General features: G+C 70.7%; 17 protein-coding genes. 8 read left to right on the forward strand and 9 right to left on the reverse strand.

The features are described from left to right. Positions 1-17: 17 nt before the first annotated feature. The 4 genes from ACFQS2_RS13080 to ACFQS2_RS13095 form a co-directional block, all read right to left on the reverse strand. Positions 18-1,013, reverse strand: coding sequence for an NAD-dependent epimerase/dehydratase family protein (locus ACFQS2_RS13080; RefSeq protein ID WP_377794006.1), 996 nt, complete (start codon positions 1,011-1,013; stop codon positions 18-20). Then, the gene (locus tag ACFQS2_RS13085; RefSeq protein WP_377794007.1) at positions 1,010-3,712 is read right to left on the reverse strand and encodes an alpha/beta fold hydrolase; all 2,703 of its coding nucleotides are present in this window, start codon (positions 3,710-3,712) and stop codon (positions 1,010-1,012) included. The genes ACFQS2_RS13080 and ACFQS2_RS13085 overlap by 4 nt, the downstream gene beginning before the upstream one ends. Then, positions 3,709-4,740 (reverse strand): 3-oxoacyl-ACP synthase III, encoded by a 1,032-nt coding sequence (locus ACFQS2_RS13090; protein ID WP_377016771.1) that lies wholly within the window; start codon positions 4,738-4,740, stop codon positions 3,709-3,711. Before ACFQS2_RS13090 ends, ACFQS2_RS13085 begins: the two co-directional genes overlap by 4 nt. A gap of 150 nt (positions 4,741-4,890) precedes the next feature. Beyond that, a complete protein-coding gene (locus tag ACFQS2_RS13095) occupies positions 4,891-5,886 on the reverse strand; it encodes a sugar phosphate isomerase/epimerase family protein (RefSeq protein ID WP_377794008.1) in 996 nt (331 codons plus the stop codon). Positions 5,887-5,957: 71 nt separating this feature from the next. Between ACFQS2_RS13095 and eis the strand changes: the two genes are divergently transcribed. Beyond that, the gene (gene eis / locus ACFQS2_RS13100; protein WP_377794009.1) at positions 5,958-7,211 is read left to right on the forward strand and encodes an enhanced intracellular survival protein Eis; all 1,254 of its coding nucleotides are present in this window, start codon (positions 5,958-5,960) and stop codon (positions 7,209-7,211) included. Between the two features lie 174 nt (positions 7,212-7,385). Further along, the gene (locus ACFQS2_RS13105; RefSeq protein WP_377016765.1) at positions 7,386-8,006 is read left to right on the forward strand and encodes a thymidine kinase; all 621 of its coding nucleotides are present in this window, start codon (positions 7,386-7,388) and stop codon (positions 8,004-8,006) included. An 87-nt stretch (positions 8,007-8,093) separates the two neighbouring features. Here the strand turns inward: ACFQS2_RS13105 and ACFQS2_RS13110 are convergent, their stop codons facing one another. Then, a complete protein-coding gene (locus ACFQS2_RS13110; RefSeq protein ID WP_377016763.1) occupies positions 8,094-8,522 on the reverse strand; it encodes a hypothetical protein in 429 nt (142 codons plus the stop codon). 275 nt (positions 8,523-8,797) lie between these two features. Here ACFQS2_RS13110 and ACFQS2_RS13115 point away from each other — a divergent pair, with 275 nt between their 5' ends. Both ACFQS2_RS13115 and ACFQS2_RS13120 read left to right on the forward strand, forming a co-directional pair. Continuing rightward, positions 8,798-12,268 (forward strand): bifunctional proline dehydrogenase/L-glutamate gamma-semialdehyde dehydrogenase, encoded by a 3,471-nt coding sequence (locus ACFQS2_RS13115; RefSeq protein ID WP_377794010.1) that lies wholly within the window; start codon positions 8,798-8,800, stop codon positions 12,266-12,268. Positions 12,269-12,409: 141 nt separating this feature from the next. Next, positions 12,410-13,744 (forward strand): glycoside hydrolase family 76 protein, encoded by a 1,335-nt coding sequence (locus ACFQS2_RS13120; RefSeq protein ID WP_377794011.1) that lies wholly within the window; start codon positions 12,410-12,412, stop codon positions 13,742-13,744. Between the two features lie 69 nt (positions 13,745-13,813). On the opposite strand, the gene ACFQS2_RS13125 is transcribed toward ACFQS2_RS13120, so the two are convergent. Continuing rightward, positions 13,814-15,202 (reverse strand): UTP--glucose-1-phosphate uridylyltransferase, encoded by a 1,389-nt coding sequence (locus tag ACFQS2_RS13125; protein ID WP_377016756.1) that lies wholly within the window; start codon positions 15,200-15,202, stop codon positions 13,814-13,816. Positions 15,203-15,326: 124 nt separating this feature from the next. Between ACFQS2_RS13125 and ACFQS2_RS13130 the strand changes: the two genes are divergently transcribed. Next, positions 15,327-15,983, forward strand: coding sequence for an HAD family hydrolase (locus tag ACFQS2_RS13130; RefSeq protein ID WP_377794012.1), 657 nt, complete (start codon positions 15,327-15,329; stop codon positions 15,981-15,983). 56 nt (positions 15,984-16,039) lie between these two features. Here ACFQS2_RS13130 and ACFQS2_RS13135 read toward each other — a convergent pair whose 3' ends face one another. Continuing rightward, positions 16,040-16,531, reverse strand: coding sequence for a hypothetical protein (locus ACFQS2_RS13135; protein ID WP_377016754.1), 492 nt, complete (start codon positions 16,529-16,531; stop codon positions 16,040-16,042). Between the two features lie 181 nt (positions 16,532-16,712). On the opposite strand from ACFQS2_RS13135, the gene metG reads away from it, so the two are divergent. Together metG and ACFQS2_RS13145 are read left to right on the forward strand one after the other, a co-directional pair. Next, complete coding sequence (gene metG / locus ACFQS2_RS13140) at positions 16,713-18,512, forward strand: methionine--tRNA ligase (RefSeq protein WP_377794013.1); 1,800 nt, start codon at positions 16,713-16,715, stop codon at positions 18,510-18,512. A 245-nt stretch (positions 18,513-18,757) separates the two neighbouring features. Beyond that, a complete protein-coding gene (locus ACFQS2_RS13145) occupies positions 18,758-19,876 on the forward strand; it encodes a Fic family protein (RefSeq protein ID WP_377794014.1) in 1,119 nt (372 codons plus the stop codon). A gap of 55 nt (positions 19,877-19,931) precedes the next feature. Here ACFQS2_RS13145 and ACFQS2_RS13150 read toward each other — a convergent pair whose 3' ends face one another. Continuing rightward, positions 19,932-21,431: an MDR family MFS transporter gene (locus ACFQS2_RS13150; protein WP_377794015.1), complete on the reverse strand. Its 1,500-nt coding sequence runs from the start codon at positions 21,429-21,431 to the stop codon at positions 19,932-19,934. A 353-nt stretch (positions 21,432-21,784) separates the two neighbouring features. Between ACFQS2_RS13150 and ACFQS2_RS13155 the strand changes: the two genes are divergently transcribed. Then, positions 21,785-23,257 carry a sugar porter family MFS transporter gene (locus ACFQS2_RS13155; RefSeq protein WP_377016746.1) on the forward strand — a complete coding sequence of 491 codons (1,473 nt, stop codon included), beginning with the start codon at positions 21,785-21,787 and terminating at the stop codon, positions 23,255-23,257. Positions 23,258-23,446: 189 nt separating this feature from the next. Here ACFQS2_RS13155 and ACFQS2_RS13160 read toward each other — a convergent pair whose 3' ends face one another. Further along, positions 23,447-25,315 (reverse strand): transketolase, encoded by a 1,869-nt coding sequence (locus tag ACFQS2_RS13160; RefSeq protein ID WP_377016744.1) that lies wholly within the window; start codon positions 25,313-25,315, stop codon positions 23,447-23,449. Positions 25,316-25,404: the final 89 nt, after the last annotated feature.

Raw genomic sequence — 25,404 nt, forward strand, 5'->3', positions numbered from 1 at the left:
CGATCGAGTCCCGGGCATCAGGCCGTCACCGGATGCTCGGCGAACCAGGCGGCGAGGTGTGCGTTGCCCTCGTCCATGCTGACGCGTGGTCTCCACTGCAGTCGCGTGCGGGTGCGGCGCTGGTCGAACCAGTGCGCCGTCGACATCTGCTCGGCGAGGAACTCCGTCATCGGCGGTTCGTCGTGGCCGGGACGGATCTCCCAGACCCGTTCGACGACTCGGCCGGCGAGGCGGCCCACGCTGCCGGGAATCGTGATCCTGGGGCGGGGGACGCCGGCCGCATCGCACCAGCCGGCGAAGACGTCGCGCACCGTGCGGGGTTCACCGTTGGTGATCACGAAGCTCTCACCATGGACGTCCTCGATGCGGTCGTGGGCGGCGACGATCGCGTCGGCCGCATTGGTGACGTAGGTGGTGTCGATGAGCGCCATTCCCTGGTCCAGCAGCGGCAGCCGTCCCCGCCGGGCGCGGTCGACGATGCGCCCCACCAACTGCGTGTCCCCTGGTCCCCACACGATGTGGGGGCGCACGGAGGTCACGAGCATGCCGTCGCGGCCGTCGGCGTCCATCGCCAGCAGTTCGGCGGCGGCCTTGGTGCGGGAGTAGGGGCCGCGCGCGCGGCCGGGGTCGGCGGGGGTGGCGTCCAGGCCCTCGATGGCGCGGCCCAGATGGGCGACCGACGGGGAGGAGACGTTCACGAGCTTTCCGCCGCCGCCGGACCGCATCGCGGCGAGGATGTTCTCGGTGCCGCCGATGTTGATGGCACGGTACTCGTGCTCGGGACCGGAGATCGAGACCTTCGCGGCGAGATGGATGACCGCGTCGGCGCCATCCACCGCGCGGCGCACGTCCTCGGCATCGGTCAGTGAGCCGGTGACGTCCTCGACCCCCGGGATGCCGGCGCGCCGTCGCTGGAAGGCGCGGACCCGTGCGCCCCGGTCGCGCAGCGTGGCGGCCACGGCTCCGCCGAGCATGCCGGAGGCGCCGGTGACCAGGATCGTCGGGGTGCTCACAGCGGGTCGGGCCTCTCTCCCCGGAGGGTCTGACCGGACCATCGCGCCAGGGCCGCCCGGTCGATCTTGGAGTTGTGGCGGATGTCGGTGGGCAGGGTGCGCGTGGTGAACACCGCCGTGACGTCCGCTCCGGTGCGCTCGCGGACGGCGCGGCGCACGGCTTCCTGGAGCGAGGTCTCCGCGGGACGCGGCCGGGCAGGCTTCCCGGGGCGGTAGCCCTGCTCGGTCTCGAGGACGACGACGATCTGCTGGGTCCCGCGGGGTCCGATGGCGGCGGCTCCCGCGCGCCGCACCGTCGGCACGCTCTCGGCGGCCTCCTCGACCTGGACCGGGGTGAACAGTCCCTCGGCCGTGGCGAGGACGTGGTCGGCACGACCTTCGACCCAGAGGCGACCGGCCTCGTCGAGGTGGCCGACGTCGCCCGTGGCGTGCCACCCCTCGAAGCGCATCGAGGTGCGGGTGGTGCGCCAGAGCATGAGGTACCGGTCGCGCACGTGCGGGGCGCGCACGAGGATCTCACCGGTCGCGCCGGGCTCCTGCGTGATCTCGCCGGAGGTGCGGCCTTCGGCGTCCATGACGGCGATGGCGATCTCGGCCCGCGGGACCGGGGTGCCGACGCAGACGCCGGACCCTTCGCCGGCCCGGTCGATGCCCTCGAGGTCGATGGCGGCCACTGCCAGGCATTCCGTCATGCCGTACGGGGTCAGGGCCTTCGCCCGCGGCATCAGTGCGCGCAGCTCGCGCAGCAGGTGGGCCGGGATCGGGGCGCCGGCGGAGAAGAAGCTCGCCGCACCGGCGAAGGCCGCCCGCCCGCGCTCGTCGAGGCCGGAGGCGGTCTCCAGGATGTTGCGCAGCGCCGCCGGTGCTGTGAACACGGCAGGCCGGCCAAGGGCGGCGATCGCGTCGGCGAGGGCGGGTGCGGTCAGCTCGCCGGGGCGGGTGATGTCCATGTCGGGCACCACCGAGGGTGCGCCGAGGGCCGGTCCCAGCAGCGCGAAGGGGGCGAAGCCGGCGACCAGGCCCCGCTCAGGGTCGAGCTGGAGGGTGTCGCCGACCGCCGTGAACATCGCGCTGAGCTGGCGGTGGGTGTAGACGGCGCCCTTGGCCGGCCCGGTCGAGCCGGAGGTGAACAGGATCGCGGCGTCGGCGTCCTGGTCGGGCCAGGCGGCATCCAGGGGAGCTCCGAGCTCGCGCATCATGGAGCCGGAGGTGGCCAGCTGGGCGATGGAGGTCTCCACGCCGAGCGCCGCCCGATCCAGCGTGGGCAGCTGGTCGACGCTGATGCGCCGGCCGGGCCAGCCCATCGCACGGGCGCCGATGAGCGCCTTGTTGATGCCGATCAGCCAGTCCGGGTGGGAGCCGATGACCGCGCGGGTCAGGCCCGCCGTGCCGAGCCCGGCGTCGGCGATCACCGCGACGGCGCCGATGCGCAGGCAGGCGTAGAGCACGGCGGTGAGATCGGCGCCCGGGGTGATCAGGATGCTGACGCGGTCACCGGGGCGGATCCCATGGCCCAGCATGCCGGCGGCGATGTCGTCGATGCGCCGATTCAGCAGCGACCAGGAGATCTCGCGGCCGGGGCTGCCCTTGCCGGGCATCTCGACGACTGCGGGCAGGTGGGCGTGGGTGCGGTCGGCGGCCAGGCGGGCGATCGGCTCGCCGATGTGCCGCTGCGGCGCGGGTTCCGCGAAGGAGGAGACGGGCCGCCACGTGACCGGCTGGGCGTCGGCCTCGATCCCGGCCCCCGATGCGACCCGGTCGCGGAGCCAGTCGGCGACGGTCCCGGCGACGTCGGCGTCCTCCCACACCAGGTGGGAGGCGTTCTCGAAGCGGTGCACGTCGGCGTGAGGAACCCGCTCGAGGAGGTCGCGCAGGTAGCGGTCGGAGAAGGTGATGTCCCGGACGCCCCAGGCGAACAGGGTCGGCACCTCCAGGTGACGGATCCCCTCGGCGAGCCGCTCGAGGGCCGGGCGGGACGGGTGGTGCGCGTCGGCCGGGATGTCGGCGACGAAGTCCTCGATGCCTTTGCGGCGGGCGCGGGAGCGGTACGGCGCGAGGTAGGCGTCCTGGACGTCCTGCGGCAGCGGCGGCTTGGACAGCGACAGCGTGGTGCGCAGGAAGGCATCGGTCAGTGAGGTGGACGCGGGCAGGAACGCCGGCGCGGTCGCCAGTTGGAGCGCCTTGGGCAGCGACTCCCCCAGCTCCTGGTGGATCCCGGTGTTGGTCAGCACCATCCCGGCGAGGTCGTGGCGGTTGTCCAGGGCCCAGCCGACCGAGACGATGCCGCCCCAGTCATGCCCGACGGTGACCACCGGCCCGCGGACCGAGAGCGCGTCGGTCAGCAGCGAGAGGTCGGTGATGCGGTCCTGCAGGCGGCGGGTGATGCCCGTGCGCTCGGACCAGCCCATCTCGAGCTGGTCGACCGCGATGACGCGCCACGGGATGTCCTCGCGCACCAGGGAGCGGAAGAGGAAGGAGTAGGTCGGGTTGCCGTGGACGGCGAGGATCGTGCCCTGCGGGGCGATGCCGCGCTCGGTCAGCAGCGGGCCGGAGTCCAGCAGGTGCCAGCGGCGCGGCTCGCCCGTGTGATCCCGCACCTCCAGGGTGCGGCTGATGCGCGGGTCGACACCCGGCAAGCTCTGCTCGAGCGGGATCTCGGGGAGCGCGGCCCGGCGACGACCCGTGGCGGCGGCGTTCACCACTGCACCTCCAGCATCGCGGTGTTCAGGCCGGAGCCGACGCCCATCAGCAGGACGCGCTCACCCCGGGAGATCTTGTCCTGATGGTCGGCCAGGGTCATCGGGACGGCCTCCGCGGCGATATTGCCCCAGTCCGGGAAGCTGACAGGGATTCGTTCCATCCCTACGCCGGTGATCTTGGAGAAGTTGCGGGTGTAGACCATCGAGACCTGGTGGGGGATCACGTGCTCGATGCTCTTGAAGTCCAGGCCGGCCTCGTTGGCACCCTTCCAGGTGTCCAGGATCAGGCTGATCCCGTTCTCCAGCAGGCCGGCGGAGTCCGTGCGCATGTCCTGCATGTCCGCCACGCACAGCTCGTGGTGCTCCGTGCCGGCGCGGGCCTGGGTGAGCTTGAGCGGGTGGCCCTCGGGATGCTCGTCCGCCGGCCCGATCACGGCGGCGGCAGCTCCGGAGCCCAGGGTCAGGGACGCGAACTGGTTGTTGAAGTCCTCCCGGGTGGAGGTCTTGGAGTTCAGGCGGTCGATGGTGCCGCGCTGGACCTCCTCGACATCCTCCGCGCCGACGATGAGGGCGTACTTGATCTGACCGGCGTCGATCAGCCCCGCCGCCATGGACATGGCATTGACGAACCCCAGGCACGCATTGGTGATGTCGAAGTTCATGCAGCTCGGCGGCATCCCGAGCGAGTGGTGGATGCCGGTGGAGACCGCCGGTTCCAGGTGCTGGCGGGACACGGAGGCGTTGATCATCAGCCCGACCTGGTCGCGCATGATGCCGGCCTTGGCCATGGCACGCTCGGCGGCGAGCACCACGCCCTGCTTCCAGCCGTCGCGGGGATCGCGCCACCACCGGCGCTCGTAGACGCCGGCCACGCGCTGGAGGACCCCCTTCGGCAGCCGCAGTCGTTTGCGGGCCGGGGCCAGCATCTCGTCGATCTCATCCGAGGTGACGGTGACCTGCGGAAGGGACATCTCGACCGAGAGCAGGGTCGCGTTCCTGTGGACGAAGCCTGTGTTGCCGTTCCCCATCTGCGTGCGCTACCTCGTTCGTCTCGTGCAAATCATGTGGCATGGCCGCGGGACGGACGCCGGCACCGACGGGCCGGCGCCGGGGCGCTCGGCCGCGACAGGGTCGGGCTCATGCACCGCACATTCTCCCACCGGGAGCTGAGGGCTGCCTCAGGGGGTGTCGGATTCCACGTCGGCCCCGTTGCTCCCGTCGACCCCCTTGGTCCCCTCGTCCAGATGGTGGCCCAGGTGGTGGCGGGCGAAGGCCAGGCACTGGCGGAGGATCTGCTCGCGGCCGTCGGCGTTCCCGCTGGTGCTGACCTCGAGCAGCACGGAGCCGTGCCAGCCGCGGTTGGCCAGGCGCCGCAGCACCTCGGCGCAGGGCTGGTTCCCCTCCCCCGGCGGCAGGTGCTCATCCTTGGTGGTGCGGCCGGACCCGTCGGCGAGGTGCAGATGGCTCAGCCGGTCGCCGAGGCGGTCGATCATCTCCAGCGCATCGTCGCCCGCGGTGGCGGCGTGGGAGAGGTCGACGGTGACGTGGGCGTAGTCCTCGTCGGTGGGGTCATGGTCAGGAAGGTAGGTCATCAGTTCACGCACGCCGAGACGCCACGGGTACATGTTCTCCACCGCGATGTCCACGCCGTACGTCGCCTCCAGCTCGGCGACACCCTCGACGAACTCGCGGGCGTAGCGGCGCTGCCACCGGAACGGCGGGTGCGCGACGACCGTGTCGACCCCCAGCTCCTGCGCGATCTGGACGGTGCGCTCGACCTTGACCCAGGCGTCGCGGCCCCACAGGCCCTGCAGGAAGAACAGGGTGGGCGCGTGCAGGGACAGGATCGGCAGGCCGTAGCGCTCGGAGTACTCCCGCAGGAGCTCGGGATCCTGACTGTCCTTGGGGTAGGAGACCATCACCTCGATGCCGTCGTACCCGATCTCGGCGGCCAGCCGGAAGCACTCCTCGACCCCTGCCGGGAACACGGACGAGGTCGACAGCCCCACCGGGATCCGGCGCTGGGGGTCCTGCTCGCTGCGAGGGTCGCCGGCGGACAGCCGCTTGTACAGAGCGTCCCGACTCGCCTGCCCGGCGCGATTGGGCCGCGTATACGGTTTGCGTGCGCCATTGCGCGGCGCGCTCCTCGCGCGGCGATCACGGCGTGGGCTCACGGTTGCTCCTCAACGGTCGGCGGCCGGCGGCCGCAGACAGTATGCAACAGGCCCCGCCTAGACTCGTCGCCATGCGCCTTCGAGATCTCACGGCCGACGACTACGTCGCCTATCGGACCATGACCGCCGGAGCCTTCTCGGGCCGGTTCACCGACATCGAACCGCAGCCGTTCGATCCCGGCGAGACGGCGATCGGCATCGACTCCGAGGAGCTGCCGGGCGGAGTCCAGGGCGTGCTGGCCGCCGGCGCCCGCATCCGCCACGACCGCATCACGCTGGGCGGGGGCGTCGCCCGTTGCGGGGGGATCGGCGGCCTCGCGGTCCACCCGGCCCACCGCGGCGGCGGTGTCTTCCGGGAGCTGCTGACCGGGGTCATCGCCCGATGCGCCGGGGAGGGGATGGCGCTGTCGATGCTGTACCCCTCGAACCCCTCGATCTACCGCCGGCTCGGCTACCAGGTGGTCGCCTCCATGCAGAAGCTGATCGTGCCGCTGGTGGACCTCCAGAGGCTGCCTGCCGTCCCCGACCGGCGGCTGGTGCCCGTGACCGAGGAGACCATGCCGCGTCTGCGCGCCGTGTACCGCGAGCTCAGCGCCGGGGACAACGCGATGCTGCTGCGGGAGCCGCCGCTGTTCCCCGAGACCCTGCCCGGCGATGGCTGGTCCGCGCTGCTGCTCGAGGACGCCGAGGGCACCGACCACGGCTACATCTCCTGGACCCGCAGGGGCGGCGAGCACGACGGGGTCGGTCTCGACGTCCACGAGATCTTCGGCCGTACTCGCGGGGACCGCATCGCACTGCTGCGCTCCCTGGGTTCGTGGTCGACGGTGACCGAGCTGACGCGGCTGCGGGTGCGCACCGAGGACCCGGTGCTCGATGCCCTGCCGGGCGGACGCCTGCGCCCCGACCCCGGAGTGCTGCCGCTGGTGATGATGCGGGTGATCGACACCGCAGCGACTCTCGAGTCCCGACGCGCCCCGGCGGGTCTGGGCGGCGCGGTGCGCCTCACGGTCGAGGACGACACGGTCCCGGCGGGGACCTGCCGGTCTGCGGGGAGCTGGATCGTCTCGGCGGCCGACGGGAACATCACGGCCGTCTCTGCGGGATCGACCGACTCTGCGGGAGCGACCGCCGCACCCTCGGATTCCGAGGTGCTGGGTGAGGTGCGGCTGGACATCCATGCCGCCTCTCTGCTGCTCGTGGGCGGCCGCACCGTGGCCGACGCCCGGCGGCTGGGACTGGGTCTCAGCGCCGATGCGCCCACGGAGCGGTTCCTCGACGCTCTCCTGGCCGGACCGCGCCCGAGCGTCATGGACGCCTTCTGAGCAGCGTCATCCAGGCGTTCTGAGCAGCGTCATCCGCGCCTTCTGAGCAGAGATGCCCGATCCGGCGCCGGTCGCGGCAGAGGGCATCGCGCCCGTACTCTGACGGCTCCGCCCGCCGCGCCGGCCCGCCCCTCGCCGGTCACTGTCCCCACCCTCACCTCGGAGCTCTCTCGCATGGCCAAGCTGCACTTCAAGTACGGAGCGATGAACTCCGGCAAGTCCGACACTCTCATCAAGACCGCCTACAACTACGACGAGCGCGGTCTGGCCACGATCACCGTCAAGCCGGTCCTGGACACCAAGGGCGAGGACTGGGTGGTGGCCCGAGGCGGCGCCCAGCGTCGGGTGGACGTGCTGGCGCATCCCGGGCAGGATCTGCGCGAGCGTGTGCACGCCGTGGCCGATCAGCGGGGACTGCGGCCGCTGCACTGCGTGCTGGTCGATGAGGGGCAGTTCCTCGACCCGGTCCAGATCGATCACCTGTTCCGCATCGCCAAGCAGGACGGCATCTCAGTGATCTGCTACGGCCTGCGCACCGACTTCCGCACCCACATGTTCCCCGGCGCGGCGCGCCTGTTCGAGCTCGCGGACAACGTCGAGAAGCTGCCGACCATGTGCCGCTGCGGCTCACAGGCCGAGTTCAATTGCCGTGTGGTCGATGGCCGGCACGTCTTCGAAGGTGACCAGGTGGCGATCGATGATCTCGCGACCGGCTCGGTGACCTATGTGTCGTTGTGCGGGCCGTGCTTCATGCAGGAGCAGCAGACTGCGGGCGTCTCCGTGCTCGGCGGCTGACGCCGGGGCCGCACTGACCGCGGCGCACCGGAGATCGGTCCGCCGCCCGGGCGTGGCGGGCAGCGGACCGGGTCCTCCGGGACGGACTCAGGAGCTGAGCGGGCGGCCTTCGCCGACCTCGCCGTCTCCGCCGACGTCCGCGGGCTCCTCACCGGACGCCGAGCCCGTCGAGGAGGCGTCCGTGGCGTCCGCGGCGTGGGAGCCGGAGTCCTTGCCCAGGCGCTGCTTCGCCGAGGTGGCGGTCCCCTCCGCCTTCTCCTTCGTCGCCGACGCCGTCTCCTGGGCCTTGCCCTTCACGTTCTCGGCGACCTCGGGGGCCTTGCTCTTGACCGTCTCGGCGGTGTCATGGGCGACCCGCTCCGCGGTCTCCTTGGCCTGCGCGGTCCGGCGCTGGACTTCCGGATCCTCCGCGACCTGCCGCGCGGTGCGCTCGAGGGACTCGTAGGGGCCGCGTCCCGCGCGGGAGCCCACCACGAATCCGATCGCGAGTCCGGCCAGGAAAATGAACTTCTTCATCACTGCCTCCAGGGATCCTCGGGGTTGTGCTCCGCATGGTGTCACGGGCCACCCAGGGGCTCGCCATGCCTTGACCGAGCGGTTCAGCGCGCGCTGCTCCGTCCCCGATCCGTCCCATCCTGGTCACAGGACCCCCACCGCGCCGGCCCCCTGCGCGTGCGCACGCCCCACATGGAAGCCCTACGATCGTGTCCGAGGGCGATGGCGCCCTCTGCCGAGATCTCACCGTCCCCACGTCCACCGTTCCTGGCACGGTGACAGAGGAGAGGACCACGTTGTCCCCGTCATCCCCGCCGCACGCCCCGCGCTCCGAGCGCCGCTCCACCACGCTGACCATCGAGGACGTCGCCGCTCAGGTCCGCACCTGGCTCGAGGCGGCTCGCGAACGCCCCGTCCCGGGCCCCGCCAGGCTGCTGTCCGACCTGCTGCGCGACCCGCAGGGCCTGGACTTCACGCTGTCGTTCGTGGATCGCGTGATCCGCACCGAGGACCCTCGCGCCGCCGCGGTCGAGCTGCGCCGTCTGGCCCAGGATCCACCGGCGTTCCTGCCTCCGGCATTGCGTCGCGTCGTGGCCCTGGGAGGTACCGGCTCGCGGGTGGCACCGTCGGTCGTGGTGCCGACCGCGCGGGCCGCGATGCGCGCGATGGTCTCCCACCTGATCCTCGACGCCCGCAGCGGCCCGCTGTCCCGCTCGATCGCCCGTCTCACGGCCGACGGGACGAAGCTGAACATCAACCTGCTCGGCGAGGCCGTGCTCGGGGCGCAGGAAGCGGCGCGCCGGCTCGAGGGTGTGCGCGAGCTCGTCGCTCGAGACGACGTCGGCTACGTGTCCATCAAGGTCTCCTCGATCGTGGACCACCTGCCCCTGTGGGCCGCCTCCCAGACCGTCGACCACATCGTGGAGACGCTGCTGCCGCTGTACCTGGACGCCGCCCACGAGGACGAGCCGACCTTCATCAACATGGACATGGAGGAGTACCACGACCTGGAGCTGACGCTTCAGGTCTTCGAGAAGCTCCTGGACCGTCCCGAGCTGGCGCATCTGCGCGCCGGCATCGTGCTGCAGGCGTACCTGCCCGATGCTCCCAGCGCGATGGCCCGTGTGCGCGCCTTCGCCGAGCGCCGCGTCGCGGCCGGCGGCGCGCCCGTCAAGGTGCGGCTGGTCAAGGGTGCGAACCTGGCGCTGGAGAAGGTGGACGCCTCGATCCACGGGTGGACGCAGGCTCCGCTGCTGACCAAGGAGGAGACCGACGCCCAGTACAAGCGGATGCTGATGGAGGCGCTGGACCCGCAGCGGCTGGAGGCCGTGAACCTGGGCGTGGCCGGCCACAACCTCTTCGATGTGGCCTTCGCGCACGTGCTGATGCGCGAACGCGGCATCCCGGCCGGTCCCGGCAGCGGCGTCGAGTTCGAGATGCTCGCCGGCATGGCACCCGGCCAGCAGGCCGTCGTGCGTGAGGCGACCGGCACCATGCGGCTGTACGTGCCCGTGGTCCACCCCCGTCACTTCGATGTGGCCGTCTCCTACCTGGTGCGTCGGCTCGAGGAGAACGCCTCCTCGGAGAACTTCCTCTCGGCCGCCTTCGAGCTCGACACCTCACCGGAGCTGTTCGACCGCGAGGAGCTGCGCTTCGCGCGCGCCCTCGACCGGGCTCTGCGGACGACGTCCGTGCCCACTCATCGCGACCAGGACCGGGGCGCCGAGAGCGACGCCGGTCCGGCCCAGCTCGGGTCCCCGGCACTGCCCGCGGTCCCCGGGGCTTTCCGCAACACTCCGGACGCCGACATGTCCACCGCGCCCAATCAGGCGTGGGCCGAGCGGATCACTCATCGCGTACGCGCCTCCACGCTCGGTGAGGACGAGGTGCGCGCGGCGCGCGTGGAGAGCGTCGAGGGAGTCGGCGAGGTCATCGGCCGCGCCCTGGACGCCCAGCAGGGGTGGGCGGCGCTCGGTGTCGAGAAGCGTGCGATGGTGCTCCGTCGCGTCGCGGGCACCCTTGCCGCTCACCGCGCGGAGCTGCTCGAGGTGATGGCCTCGGAGACCGGCAAGACGCTCGATCAGGGTGACCCCGAGGTCAGCGAGGCCATCGACTTCGCCCTGTACTACGCGGAGCAGGCCGAGCGACTGGACGCCCTGAGTGACGTGCGCTTCTCACCGCGTGCACTGACTCTGGTCACGCCGCCCTGGAACTTCCCGGTCGCGATCCCCACCGGCGGCACACTGGCGGCGCTGGTCACCGGCAGCGCCGTGATCATGAAGCCCGCTCCGCAGGCACGCCGCTGCGGAGCACTCATCGGCCGGCTCCTGCTCGAGGCCGGTGTCCCCGAGGGCGTGTTCACCCTCGTCGACGTGCCCGAGAACGAGGTGGGCCGGGCGCTGGTCACCGATCCCCGGATCTCCCAGCTCATCCTGACCGGCGCCGCCGACACGGCCGCGATGTTCGCCTCGTGGCGGCCCGGGCTGCGGATCCTCGCCGAGACCAGCGGGAAGAACGCGATCGTGGTGACCCCGCATGCCGATCTCGACCTCGCGGCCCGCGACGTCGCCGCCAGCGCCTTCGGTCACGCCGGGCAGAAGTGCTCGGCCGCCTCACTGGTGATCGCCGTCGGCTCCGTCTCCCACTCGCGCAGGTTCTCCGCCCAGCTCGCCGACGCGGTGCTGAGCCTGCACGTCGGCGAGCCGAACGACGGCACCGTGCAGATGGGGCCCGTCATCGAGCAGCCCGGCGAGAAGCTCGCCTCCGGGCTGACCGAGCTCGGGGACGGGGAGACCTGGCTCGCCAGGCCACGTCAGCTCGACGACGAGGGGCGCCTGTTCACCCCGGGTGTCCGCACCGGCGTCGAGGAGGGCTCCGCCTTCCATCTCACCGAGTACTTCGGACCCGTCCTCGGTGTCATGCATGCCGACACCCTCGAGGACGCGGTGCGCCTCCAGAACGGCACCGACTTCGGCCTCACCGCGGGGCTCCAGTCGCTGGACCCCGACGAGATCGCCTGGTGGAGCCAGCATGTCGAGGCGGGCAACCTGTACGTGAACCGGGGTATCACCGGAGCCGTCGTCCAGCGTCAGCCGTTCGGCGGCTGGAAGCGCTCCTCGATCGGGCAGACCGCGAAGGCCGGCGGCCCCAACTACCTCGTCCATCTCATGGACGCCTCCGATCCCGAGGACATCGCGGCCCGCGACGAGGCGGCATGGCTGGAGGATGCACGCCACTCGGATCGCCAGTACTGGGCCGGCACGTTCGCCCCGCGCGACGTGCAGGATCTGCACGGCGAGATCAATGTGCTGCGCCACCTGCCGATCCCCACACTGGTGCGGGCCGCCGCGGGCACCCGTCCCGTCGACCTGCAGCGGGTGCTGCACGCCGCCGCGACCGTCGGCGCCGAGATCGAGGTGTCCGTCGCGGATCCGGAACTGGTGCAGGTGGCCCTGGCGGCCGGCGTCGCGGAGTCCCGGGTTCGGCTCGAGGACTCCGGCTTCGCGGAGCGGATCCCCGCGGTCCCGCAGCCGCGCATCCGTCTCATCGGGCACGCCGACGAGGCGCTCCGCACCGCGATGGCCGCACACACCGAGATCGCCCTGTTCACCGGAGCGGTCGTCGCCAGCGGCCGGGTCGAGCTGCTCTCGTTCCTGCGCGAACAGGCCATCAGCGCCACCGATCATCGCTACGGCAACCCACTGCCCCACCGGCTGGACCTCACCGGTGGTGCGGGCTGGTCGCGCGGTCCGGCCCCGACCGGCTGAGCCGCGGGAGCCGGGCGCAGGACCCGGTACCGGACATCTCGGGCGTTCAGGAACGTTCCCGGGGAAGCTGGTGCGCTGCGTCACAGAAGGCTGTAGCGTGGATCGGCCCCCTCCCCCGAACGCACACAGAGGTGCTTCTCCATGACTGACCAGGGTTTCCCCGCCGCACACCGTCGCTCGGCCCGAGATGCTCCCGGCAGCTCCGGCCCATCGCGACGCGGCATGCTCGCCGCCGGCGCGGTCACGGGCACCGCCGCCCTCGCCGCGGCCCCGTCGGCCCTCGCGGCGCCGACGCCGCCCGCAGTGACCGTGCCGGCCGAGCAGCCGGCCCCGGACGGCCGGCCGGTGCCGCCGAAGGAGGCGGCCGCTCGGGCGGTCGCGGCGACCGACGCCCTGCTGACATACTTCGCCGCCGAGAACGATCCGGACATGCTCCTGGAGCAGTACCCGCGCCAGGAGGGCGATCCGGAGTTCAGCTATGTCTGGCCGCTGTCCCAGGCCCGCGCCGCCGTCACCGAGCTGATCGCCGCGTTCGCCAAGGGCGGCCCCAAGGTCGATACCGGCGACCTGGACCTCGACGCGGCCGACGCCTCCCTCATCCGCGCCCAGGAGCACTACTGGTACCCGCAGGGCGGGACCACCGGGCTGCCCGGGTACACCGCGGCCACGGACTCGGAGCAGGGCGCCCACGGCGACTTCTTCTACGACGACAACGACTGGATCGCGCTGATCGAGATCGAGCAGCATCTGCTCAGCGGCGGCGAGAAGGGCGACCTCGACCGTGCCCGCCAGCTGCTGGACCTGTTCCGCTCCGGGGAGTCCACCGACCCGAGCCTGGCCTCCCCCGGTGGCATCGAATGGACCCAGGGTGACTGGAACCAGGATCGCAACACGGTCTCCACCTTCCCCTCCGCCAAGGTCGCCCTGCGCCTCCACCAGATCACCGGTGAACAGCGGGCCCTCGAGGACGCTCTGCGCTGGATGGACTGGGGACGCTCTACCCTTCTGGCTCCCGAAGGTCTGTACTGGGACAACATCAAGCCCGACGGGGAGATCGACCGCACCTTCTGGGCGTACAACCAGGGCGTGCCGCTGGGCACCGAGGCTCTGGCGTACCAGATCACCGGCGCCCCGGAGCATCTGGACAACGCTCTGAGCCTGGTGGAGGCGATCATCGCCCACTTCCAGCCCTTCGAGGAGGGCGGCGAGCTCGATGCACAGCCCATCCAGTTCTCCGCCATCATGCTCTCGAACCTGCTGATGGCCGAGTCGATCCTCGGTGGCGAGGTCCAGGGTCGCGCGATCACCCAGGCCTACGCACAGCGACTGTGGGAGAACCGCCGCGATCCCGAGACCGGTCTGGTGACCGATTCGCGCGAGAGCGAGTCCGGAGTGCACCTCCTGGACCAGGCCGGCTTCGCCCGCAGCCTCGCCCTCGCGGTCATGCCCCGTCCGCTCTGGCAGCACCTGAGCTGACCTGCGGCACGACGAGACAGGCACGCGGGGTCCTGGCCGACGCTGAGCGGCCAGGACCCCGCGCCGCGGTCAGGCGTTGCTGATGGAGCCGACGCGGGCGCCCTCGGGCACCTCGCCGCCCTCTTCACCGAGCACGGCGTCACCGATCACGGAGACATCTGCCCCGAAGGTCCAGTCCCCCTGGACATCGAGGCTCTTCGCCTCCCGCAGCGAGGGCACGCCCTGGGGGAAGCGCAGCTCGAAGTCCTGGATCAGCTTGTAGGGCTCCGGGGCGAGCGTGATCGTCGGGGCGGAGTCGACCTGCTGGACCAGCGCGGCGCGCCCGTCCAGGGTGTACGCGTCGGAGCGGACCAGCATCAGGTCGCTGGTGGACTTCACCGGCAGGAACCGGTCGCGGCCGACGACGATCGCGGTCGCCCCCTCGAACACCTCGATCGCCGCACCCATCGCGGATTCGATCTGGTAGACCTTCGGGCTGGTCTTGTCGGCGGGATCCACGGTCTTCTCGTTGCGGATCAGCGGCAGCCCCATCACGCCCTGTCGCTCCTCGAGCACGGCGGACAGCTGCTCGAGGTCGAACCACAGGTTGTTGGTGTGGAAGAACGGATGACGGTGCTCGTCGGTGAAGTAGTCCATCTCCTCCTCCGGCGTCTGCGCGGTGTCACGCAGGATGAGCCGCCCGTCGGACTTCCGCACGGCGAGATGTCCGCCCTTGCGATCCGCCGGGGTGCGGGGGCACAGCTCGGCGGCGTACGGGGCCCCGGTGGAGGCGAACCAGGCCGCCAGGACGGGACTGGGCACGGTGCCGAGGTTGTCGGAGTTCGAGACGGAGGCGTACTTGAAGCCGGCATCCAGCAGCTGCTGGAGAACGCCCGAGGTCTGCAGCGCGGTGTAGATGTCGCCGTGGCCGGGCGGGCACCATTCCAGCGCCGGGTCCTGCGGCCACTGGACCGGGGTGAGATCGTCAGCTCGCAGCTTGGGTTCCTTGTTCTGCAGGAAGTCCAGCGGGAGGTCGCCGACGGGCAGGTCGGGATACTTCTCGAGCACCGCCAGCGTGTCCTCGCGGGTGCGGAAGGAGTTCATGAAGATCAGCGGCAGTCGGGATCCGGTCCCCTGCCGCGCCGCCAGGACCTGCTCGACGATGATGTCCAGGAAGCTCTTGCCCTCACGCACAGGCAGCAGGGACTTCGCCTGATCCAGCCCCATCGAGGTGCCGAGGCCGCCGTTGAGGTTGATGACGGCGAGCTGATCGAAGACCTGCTTGGCGTGCGCCGGATCGATGGTGACGTCCTCGAGGCGGGGCGGATCGAGGTAGGGCTCGATCGTGTCCTCGGGGATCGTTCCCGTCACGCCCTCCTCGAGCTGACCGTAGTAGTGGGTGAAGACGTCGATCGCGGTCTGCGCGACTCCGTCGTCGGCCATCTTCTTCTGCGCTGCAGAGAGTCCTTCAGTGCTCATGGCCACAGGGTATCGGGCTCCCGTCGCCGCAGCATCGCCGACGCCGACCATCCGATCGACGCGATCCGGTGCGTGCTGGCGCTCACCGGGGGCCGGTGCGCCGCCGCGTCACTACGCTGGCCCCATGCCGGACTCCCTGCCACCGCTGCGCTCTCTGATCGCATCGCACGACATCCGGGCGGTCGTCTCCGATCTCGACGGCGTGCTTCGCCGGTTCGACCAGTCACTGTGGGCCGAGCTCGATCAGGAGCTCGGAACTGAGCCGGGGACCGTCTTCACCGCCATCCTGCGGCACCCGTATCTCGATGATGTAGTCCGAGGACGAGGAACCCACGCCCACTGGCGCGAACGAGCGAGCATCCAGCTGGTCGACGCCGGAGCAGACCCTGTCGCGGCCCGAGCGGCGGTGGACCGCTGGGCGGCGACGCCGGCCGTCGTCGACCGGGACGTGCTCGACGCCCTGGCCACTTGGCGAGGAGAGGGCATCGCAGTGTTCGTTCTGACCAACGGCACGGACCGGGTCCCGGCGGAGCTGGATGCCCTGGGACTCGGGCCGTTCCTCGGCACCGACCGCCGGTTCCTCCTGAACACTGCGGATCTCGGAGCGGCGAAGCCGGACGCCGAGGCCTATTCACGGGCGCATGATCGCATCGAGCAGGAACTGCGGCAGACGCTCGCCCCGAGTCAGATCGCTTTCCTCGATGATTCCTTGCGGCATGTGCGTGCTGCCGCTGCCTTCGGCTGGAACGCGCTGCACCACCACGTCGACGGGTCCGACTGACTCCCGCCGCAGCGCTCGGGCACAGAACGTGAGCAGCGGCCTCTGCCGGCGCGAGTTCACTCCTCCGGGTCGGGCCAGTCCAGATCGTTCGCGGCGACCCAGTCGATCGCACCGCTGAGACGGTCCGGCGCGGCGGCGAAGTCCTCGAGCACCCGGAAGGCCAGCTCACCGCTGATGAACGTCCCCATCGGCACCTGTGCCTGATTCGGCTTCACCAGGAACCCGTGCAGCAGTTGCCGGTTTCCCACGCTCATCACCGTCGGCTGCAGGCGGCCGTCCGCCTCCACGCGGCTCCAGGCCAAGGAGAACCCGCGCCCCGGGTAGTACTCGTAGGAGAGCGTCGGGCCGTGGGGACGCTTGGGGAGGGTGCTGAGGACATCGGCATCCTTGGCCGAGGCCGCGGTGACGAACCCGTCGGAGCCGAACTCCGCATCGTCCTCGTCACCCACCAGGAAGAACGGCCGCAGCTCTGCCACGTCGTACTCGTGGCGTCCCGAGGCCGGGTCGCCGCCGGGCAGATAGACGTGCGAGGTGTGGACACGGGGCATGGGTGCTCCTCGGGAGTCGTCGGCGGCCGTCAGCGGGCTGGCCGCCGATTCTGCCATCCGGGCGGGCGCCGGCACCGTGCTGTCCACACCGTGCTGTTCGCGCCGCCCCGCAGATGCTTCTGTGCACCGCGCCGAGCAGGTCGTCCGCGCGGGGGCGAGCTTGTTCGTAGACTGGTGCGCTATGAGCACAGTCCTGTCCGCGGTCGCCTGGCCGTATGCCAACGGTCCCCGCCATATCGGCCATGTCGCCGGTTTCGGCGTCCCCTCCGACGTCTTCTCGCGCTACATGCGCATGGCCGGTCACGACGTGCTCATGGTCTCCGGCACCGATGAGCACGGCACGCCGATCCTGGTCGCCGCCGACGCCGAGGGCGTCAGCGCCCAGGAGCTCGCCGACCGCAACAACCGCCTCATCGTCGAGGACCTCGTCGCCCTGGGGCTGTCCTATGACCTCTTCACCCGCACTGTCACCCGTAACCACCAGCAGGTGGTCCAGGACATGTTCGTCACCGTGCGCGACAACGGGTACATGGTCGAGAAGACCACCTCCGGTGCCATCTCGCCCTCGACCGGGCGCACTCTGCCGGACCGCTACATCGAGGGCACCTGTCCCATCTGCGGCGCCGGCGGCGCCCGCGGCGATCAGTGCGACAACTGCGGCAATCAGCTCGACCCCACCGACCTCATCGACCCCGTCTCCCGCATCAACGGCGAGACCCCGCAGTTCGTGGAGACCTCCCACTGGTTCCTGGACCTCCCGGCCCTGGCCGGCGAACTGGGCCGGTGGCTGGACGAGCGCGAGGGGACGGGTCTGTGGCGACCCAACGTGATCCGGTTCAGCCAGCACATCCTCGAGGACATCAAGCCTCGTGCGATGACGCGCGACATCGACTGGGGCATCCCGGTGCCGGGCTGGGAGGACCAGCCGAACAAGCGCCTGTACGTCTGGTTCGACGCCGTGGTCGGCTACCTGTCCGCCTCGATCGAATGGGCGCGCCGTTCCGGTGACCCGGAGGCCTGGCGTCGCTGGTGGAACGATCCGGACGCCCTGAACTACTACTTCATGGGCAAGGACAACATCGTCTTCCACTCCCAGATCTGGCCGGCCGAGCTGATCGCGCAGAACGGCGCGGGCGACAAGGGCGGCGAGCCCGGGACCTTCGGGGAGCTGAACCTGCCCACCGAAGTCGTCTCCAGCGAGTTCCTCACCATGGAGGGCAAGAAGTTCTCCTCCTCCAAGGGCGTGGTGATCTACGTGCGCGACGTGCTGGAGCGGTACCAGCCCGACGCGCTGCGCTATTTCATCTCGGCCGCCGGTCCGGAGAACCAGGACGCCGACTTCACGTGGGTCGACTTCGTCTCCCGCACCAACAACGAGCTGGTCGCGGGCTGGGGCAACCTCATCAACCGCACCGCCGCGATGATCGCCAAGAACGTCGGGGAGATCCCGGCGGCCGGTGAGCTGGAGGAGATCGACGAGCGTCTCCTGGCGGCGATCCGAGAGGGCTTCACGACCGTCGGCTCGCTGATCGAGGCTCACCGTCAGCGCGCCGCGATCGCCGAGGTCATGCGGCTGGTCGGCGAGGCCAATCGCTACGTCTCCGAGACCGAGCCGTTCAAGCTCAAGAGCGAGGAGCAGCGGCCGCGGCTGCTGACGGTGCTGCACGTGCTCGCCCAGGCCGTCACCGACCTCAACACGATGATGGCCCCGTTCCTGCCGCAGTCCGCCAACGCCGTGGAGAAGGCGCTGGGCGGGGACCGCCAGATGGCGCCGATGCCCCGTATCGAGGAGGTCGAGGATCTCGACGGCGGCCCCGGGTACCCGATCATCACCGGTGACTACACCGACGTGCCGGCGTGGGGACACCGTCCCGTCGCGGTCGGGCAGACGGTCGTCAAGCCCACCCCGATCTTCGTCAAGCTCGATCCGGCGGTCGCGGAGCAGGAGCTCGAGCGCCTCGAGGCGGCGGCGGAGAACTGATCCCCGGCCGGGCCGGTGCGCCGGAACGGTACAGAGCGTAGGCTTGCTACTTACAGTTTCGCGAGAACTGTCAGTAAGGGGCCACCATGGGCACAGATCATTCGCACGCCGACGCCGCCTCGCCGGTGGCTTCGAGCCTCCCCGTGCCGCCGATCGGTCAGCGGGCGGGTACCTGGACCGTGCCCGATACCGGACTGCACTCACGGCGGGCGAGGACCGCGGGCACCGGGAGGTACCACGCCGCCGTGCCCGCTCGGCTCGCCGAGAGCGACTGGCGCGTCCCCTCCGATCTCGCGGCCGACGTGGCCGACGCCGAATCCGCTCTGGTGGCCCTGGACCGCGACGCCGCGACCTCGCTCCCACAGACCGGCGGCGCGTCGCCATCACGGGGACCGGTCCTCGGTCCGATGAGCGCGATCCTGCTGCGCACGGAGTCGGCGTCGTCCTCGCAGATCGAGGACCTCACCGTGGGCGCCCGCCAGCTGGCCCTCGCCGAGCTGCAGGAGTCGGCCAGCGCCAACGCCCGGGTGGTGGTCGCGAACGTGCGTGCCATGGAGTCGGCGATCGCCCTGTCGCGCCGGCTGGATGTCGGCGCGGTGCTGACGATGCAGCACGCCCTTCTCGGTGAGGACGCGGTGCACGGACGGAGTGCAGGCGGGCTGCGCGAGCAGCTCGTATGGATCGGCCGCAACGGCCATTCACCCGTCGGCGCCGTGTTCGTCGCCCCGGAGCCCGCGGACGTCCCCGCGGCGATGGAGGACCTGATGGCGTTCGTCGGCCGTGAGGACCTGCCCGTGCTGCTGCATGCGGCGCTGGCGCACGCACAGTTCGAGACGATCCATCCCTTCACCGACGGCAACGGTCGTACCGGTCGCGCGCTGGTGCACGCCATGCTGCACGGGAAGGGACTGCTCTCGACCCTCGCGCCGCCGATCTCCGCCGGCCTGCTGCGGGAGCTGGAGGGATACACCGACTCGCTCACGGCGTTCCGCGCCGGGGATGCACGGCCGGTGGTCGAGCGCTTCGCGCAGGCGGCCCGATACGCCGCCGCGACCGGCCGGCAGCTCATCGGCTCGTTGTCGGCGCAGCTGGATGGTGACCGCCGCCGCCTGGGGGGTCTGCGCCCCCAGGCGGCGGGGTGGAGGCTGCTGCCGCTGCTGGTGGGACAGCCGGTGCTCAACGCCGCCTATGTGCGCTCTGCGCTCGGCACGTCCGACACCACCGCGCAGCGGGCCATCTCGCAGCTCGCCGACGCTGGGATCCTCACCGAGCGGACGGGCGCCTCGCGGAACCGCGTTTGGCAGCATTCGGGGATCCTGGACATCCTCGATGAGTACGCCGAGGCGATCCGGCGCCCCGGGTGAGCGCCGCCCGGGACCGCGGGGATCCCGAGCCGCAGGCTCCCGGGCCGCGAACGGCTCAGTGGCCCGCGGGCTCCGGGATCTCGTCGAACTCCTCCGGCTTGCGGACGAACCAGGCGAGCACCACCGGCACCAGCACGATCATCGCTGCCAGCAGGAAGGCAGTGCGGGCGCCCGGGGCACCGGCCGCCGCCGTCTCCAGGCCCTCGGCCTGACCCGCGTGCAGGACGCTGGAGTACAGCCCGATCAGCATGGCCACACCGACGGCCCCGCCGACCTGCTGCAGCGTGTTCAACGCGGCCGAGCCGTGCGAGTACAGCTTCGGGACCAGCGAGCCCAGCGACGCCGAGAACAGCGGCGTGAAGGACATCGCAAGGCCCACCGACATGCCGGCCTGGACGATCATCAGCACCACCACCGGGGTGCCGTGCGCGGTCATCGAGTAGAACAGCAGCGCCCCGGCGATCAGCAGCGTGCCCGGCACCAGCAGGGTCCGAGGGCCGCGGGCGTCGTAGACGCGACCCATCACCGGGCCCAGCAGGCCCATCAGGATGGAGCCGGGCATGAGGATCAGGCCGGAGGTCACGGCGTTCAGACCGACCACGTCCTGCAGGTACAGGGGCAGCAGGTTCAGCGTGCCGAACATCGCCAGCGCCACGATGCCCATGATGACGACAGCGAGGGTGAAGTTGCGCGAACGGAACACGCGCAGGTCCAGCAGCGCGGCGCCGGAACGCTGCAGGACGATCTGACGCCAGGCGAACCCGGCCAGCACCACCGCTCCGAACACGAGCAGGATGACGCCGGTGCCGATCGCGGACGTGCCGGGAATCGTGGCGGCGGAGATCTCCGCGCCTTCGGCGGAGCCGAACAGACTGAGCCCGTAGACGATGGTGCCGAAGGACAGGGCCGACAGGACGATCGAGAAGATGTCGATCGGGGCGCGGGTGGACTCACCGAGGTTCGTCATCCAGCGAGCGCCGAGCAGCAGCGCGACGATGGCGATGGGCAGCACGATGCCGAACAGCCAGCGCCAGCCCAGGGTGTCCAGGACGATGCCGGACATCGTGGGGCCGATCGCCGGTGCGAGCGAGATGACCATGCCGACCCGGCCCATCATGCGGCCCCGCGAGGACGGGGGCACGACGTCCATGATCGTGGTCATCAGCAGCGGCATCATCACGCCGGTGCCTCCGGCCTGGATGATGCGGCCGGCCAGCAGCATCGGGAAGCCGCTGGCGACCATGCAGACCAGGGTGCCCACGGCGAACGTGGTGATCGCGGCCAGGAACACCTGGCGCGTGGTGAACCGCTGCAGGATGAAGCCGGTGGTCGGGATGACCACGGCCATGGTGAGCATGAAGGAGCTGGTCAGCCATTGACCCAACTCGGGCGGCAGGCCGAGATCCGCATTGAGGTGCGGGATCGCGATACCCATCGTGGTCTCGTTGAGGATGGCGACGAACGCCGCGACCAGCAGCAGCCAGATGACCCGCATTCCCTGCGGGTTGATCTGGGGCTGGGACGGCGGCGCGGTGGCGGTGTCGGTCGTACTCATGCGACTCCTGCACGGTCAGCGCACCCCGGCGGAGGCCGCCGACGTGCGGGAGGGGTAAAGAAAGGTGGTGGCACGGGCGGCCATGGCAGAGCGACGGCCCGCCGCCACGGGCCGGGCCGGAACTCCGACACTTCGACAACCGCGTCAGGGCTCAGCCTATTCCCGGCCAGCGCCGCCATGCCGAGGGAATATCGGTATGACCCCGGACACATCCGGCGGGACCCGGTGGGGATCCGCCCCGGTGGTGGTCCCCCTCGCGACGCCTCGACCGTCCGGTCTTGATCCCCACGCCACGCATCGGGGGCCGGTAGCCTGGCCCGGCTCATCGTCCCCGCACGGGAGGCAGCTGTCCCATGTCCTCAGCAGATCAGCCCACCGGCTCGTCGAGCGAGACGCAGGCTACGCACCTGAACCCGAAGGTGATCGTGATCAGCGTGGCCGCCGCAGTCGGCGGATTCCTCTTCGGTTTCGACACCTCGGTGATCAATGGTGCCGTCGATGCGCTCTCCGCCGACTTCGAGCTCGGCGCGGGCCTCACCGGCTTCGCCGTCTCCTCCGCTCTGATCGGGTGCGCCGTGGGCGCATGGTTCGCCGGCAGTCTCGCCAACCGCTACGGGCGCATCACCGTCATGGTGGTCGCCGCGAGCCTCTTCTTCGTCTCCGCGCTCGGCTCGGGCTTCGCCGTCGGGGTCGTCGACCTCATCATCTGGCGCATGATCGGCGGGCTGGGGGTCGGCGCCGCGAGCGTCATCGCCCCGGCGTACATCGCCGAGGTCGCACCGGCCCGATTCCGCGGCCGCCTCGGATCGCTGCAGCAGCTGGCGATCGTGCTCGGCATCTTCGTCGCGCTGCTGTCCAACGCGCTGCTGGCCGGGGTCGCCGGCGGCGCGGCCGAGACCCTGTGGTTCGGGGTCAGCGCCTGGCGATGGATGTTCGTGATCGAAGCGATCCCGGCCGCCGTCTACGGCGTCATGGCCCTGTTCCTGCCCGAATCCCCCCGCTTCCTGGTGGGCAAGGGCGAGCGCGACAAGGCCTCCAAGGTGCTCTACGACTTCACCGGTGAACTCGATGTGAACCTGAAGATCCAGCAGATCCAGCACTCGCTGGAGCGCGAGAAGAAGGAGAGCTTCCGCGATCTGCTCGGGGGCAGCTTCGGTCTCAAGCCGATCGTGTGGATCGGCATCCTGCTCTCCCTGTTCCAGCAGCTGGTGGGCATCAACGTCATCTTCTACTACTCCACCACGCTGTGGCGCTCGGTCGGTTTCGAGGAGTCCCAGGCGCTGCTGACCAGCACCATCACGTCCGTCATCAACATCCTCGCCACGATCCTCGCGATCATCCTGGTGGACAGGGTCGGCCGACGGATCATGCTGCTCGTGGGATCCGCCGGGATGACCGTCTCGCTCGGGGTGATGGCGCTGGCCTTCTCCTTCGCCCACGCCACCGACGGCGCCGAGAGCGTCACGCTGGAGCAGCCCTGGTCGATCATCGCCCTGATCGGCGCCAACTCGTTCGTGATCTTCTTCGGCACGACGTGGGGCCCGCTGGTGTGGGTGCTGCTGGGAGAGATCTTCCCCAACCGCATCCGTGCCTCCGCGCTGGCCGTGGCGGCCGCCGCGCAGTGGGCCGCGAACTGGGCGGTCTCGACCACCTTCCCGATGCTCTCCAACATCGGACTGACCTTCGCCTACGGCCTGTACGCGGCGTTCGCCCTGGTCAGTTTCCTCTTCGTGTTCCTGCGGGTGCCGGAGACCAAGGATCGCGAGCTCGAGGACATGGACGACCTGAAGCTCGGCCGGGAGCGCAGCGGCTCCAGCAGCACCTGACCCGCCGCATGCAGAGAGCCGCCCCTGATCCATGATCAGGGGCGGCTCTTCGTCTGAGTCGGTCCGTCTGCGTCGGTCCGTCTGAGTCGGTCCGTCTACGTCGGTCCGTCTACGTCGGCCGGCTCCGTGCGCCGGGGACTGCCTCACCGGTCGTCGACAGGACGGCGCCGGCGCAGAGGACGGCGGCTCTCAGGCCTCCAGCAGGCTCCGGGCCGCGCTGGCGATGTGCTCGGCGTCGATCCCGGCCCACCCGAGCAGCTCCGCCGTGGTGCCGGAGCCGGGCACACCGTCGACGGCGAGGTGCTCGAAGTGGAGATCATTGATCGGCGCAGTCGCCAGGGCCGCCAGCACGGCGGCGCCGAGGCCGCCCTCGTGGTGATGGTCCTCGACAACCACCACGCGACCACCGGTGGCCTCCACCGCCGCCCGGATCCCTTCCACGTCGATCGGCTTGATCGAGTACGCGTCGATGACACGGGCACGGGTGCCCTGCTCACCGAGGGTCTCCGCCGCCGAGAGCGCCTCGTGCACGGTCACGCCGGCGCCGATGATCGTGACGTCGTCGCTGTCGGAGCTGCGCACGGTCTTGGACCCGCCCACGGGGAAGGTCTCCCCCGCCTCGTACAGGACGGGGTAGCCGCCGCGAGTGGTGCGGAGGTAGCTGACGCCCGAGGTGGCCGCCATCTGCTCGACCAGCGCGACCGTCGACGTGGCGTCGGAGGGGTACAGCACGGTCGATCCCTGCGTCGCGGTGAACAGGGCGAGATCCTCCAGCGCCATCTGGGAGGGACCGTCGGCTCCGATCTCGACGCCGGCATGGGAGCCGACCAGCCGCAGGTCCGCCTGGGAGACGGGGGCCATGCGGATGAAGTCCGCCGCGCGGGTGAGGAACGCCGCGAACGACGAGGCGAAGGCGACGTATCCGCGCGTGGACAGGCCGGTGGCGGCGGCGACCATCTGCTGTTCGGCGATGAACATCTCGAAGAAGCGGTCCGGGTACTCGTCGACGAAGGTGGCGGCACCGGTGGAGTTGGAGACCTCGCCGTCCAGCGCCACCACGCGCTGGTCCGCCGCCGCGACGGCGGCCAGGCCCGCACCGTAGGCCTTGCGGGTGGCGATCTCCTCGCCCTTGTCGAACGTGGGCAGCTCGACCTGGCCGGTGCTGAGGTCGGGGCGCTGGACCTCGGGCGGCTTCGGGCCGCGCACCTGCAGGTTCCGCTCGCCGCCGAGCTCCTCGATCGCCTCGCGGGACTTGTCCTCCGGCAACGGCTTGCCGTGCCAGTCCAGGGCGTCCTCCATCGGCGTGTAGCCCTTGCCCTTGACGGTCTTGGCGAGGATCACCAGGGGACGCTCGGGGTCTTCGTCGATCAGGGCGAGGGCCTCGTCGATCTGCTCGAGGTCGTGCCCGTCGATCTGGACGGCGCGGGCGCCGAAGGCCTCCACCCGTGCGGCGTAGGTCTCCAGGTCCCAGCCCAGGGCGGTCTCACCGCGCTGGCCCAGCCGGTTGACGTCGACGATGGTGACCATGTTCGTCAGCTCGTAGTGGGACGCCGTGGCCAGCGCCTCCCACATCGAGCCCTCGGCCATCTCGCTGTCGCCGCACAGCACCCACACGCGGTAGGGGGCCTTCTCGAGGTACTTGCCGGCCAGTGCGATGCCGACCGCGTCGGGCAGGCCCTGTCCGAGGGAGCCGGTGGCGACGTCGACCCAGGGCAGTGCGGGGGTGGGGTGGCCTTCGAGCCGATGATCGAAGCGGCGGTAGCCGTTCATCAGTTCGTCGTCGGAGACGACTCCGACGGCCTTGTACACCGAGTACAGCAGCGGGGAGGCGTGCCCCTTGGAGAAGACCAGGTGGTCGTTTCCGGGGGCATCGGGCTGATCCCAGTCGTAGCGGAGGTGCCTCGAGGTCAGCGTCGCCAGGATGTCCGCGGCGGACATGCTCGAGGAGGGGTGCCCGGAGCCGGCGCTGGTGGAGGCGCGGACGGAATCGACGCGCAGCTGCGCGGCGAGCTCGCGGACCTGGTCGAGGTCGGAGTTCTCCTGGATGGACGTGGTCATGTCTTCTCCTTCCCGGACCCCGGGGCGGAGAGTATCGGGACGCCGCCGACGGGTCCGTGGCTCGTCGTCCTGTGTGCTGATAACCCTAG

The sequence above is a fragment of the Brachybacterium sp. GCM10030267 genome (assembly GCF_042666875.1).
Taxonomy (GTDB): Bacteria; Actinomycetota; Actinomycetes; order Actinomycetales; family Dermabacteraceae; genus Brachybacterium.

Bases quoted from the DNA above. Each gene is read 5' to 3' on its own strand.
- ACFQS2_RS13090 (WP_377016771.1), bottom strand. From the start codon at position 4,740: ATGGGGAACGGCAACACAGGCTTCGTCCACAGGAACGCGACCCTGCTC.
- eis (WP_377794009.1), top strand. From the start codon at position 5,958: ATGCGCCTTCGAGATCTCACGGCCGACGACTACGTCGCCTATCGGACC.
- ACFQS2_RS13105 (WP_377016765.1), top strand. From the start codon at position 7,386: ATGGCCAAGCTGCACTTCAAGTACGGAGCGATGAACTCCGGCAAGTCC.
- ACFQS2_RS13110 (WP_377016763.1), bottom strand. From the start codon at position 8,522: ATGAAGAAGTTCATTTTCCTGGCCGGACTCGCGATCGGATTCGTGGTG.
- ACFQS2_RS13120 (WP_377794011.1), top strand. From the start codon at position 12,410: ATGACTGACCAGGGTTTCCCCGCCGCACACCGTCGCTCGGCCCGAGAT.
- ACFQS2_RS13125 (WP_377016756.1), bottom strand. From the start codon at position 15,202: ATGAGCACTGAAGGACTCTCTGCAGCGCAGAAGAAGATGGCCGACGAC.
- ACFQS2_RS13130 (WP_377794012.1), top strand. From the start codon at position 15,327: ATGCCGGACTCCCTGCCACCGCTGCGCTCTCTGATCGCATCGCACGAC.
- ACFQS2_RS13135 (WP_377016754.1), bottom strand. From the start codon at position 16,531: ATGCCCCGTGTCCACACCTCGCACGTCTATCTGCCCGGCGGCGACCCG.
- metG (WP_377794013.1), top strand. From the start codon at position 16,713: ATGAGCACAGTCCTGTCCGCGGTCGCCTGGCCGTATGCCAACGGTCCC.
- ACFQS2_RS13150 (WP_377794015.1), bottom strand. From the start codon at position 21,431: ATGAGTACGACCGACACCGCCACCGCGCCGCCGTCCCAGCCCCAGATC.
- ACFQS2_RS13155 (WP_377016746.1), top strand. From the start codon at position 21,785: ATGTCCTCAGCAGATCAGCCCACCGGCTCGTCGAGCGAGACGCAGGCT.
- ACFQS2_RS13160 (WP_377016744.1), bottom strand. From the start codon at position 25,315: ATGACCACGTCCATCCAGGAGAACTCCGACCTCGACCAGGTCCGCGAG.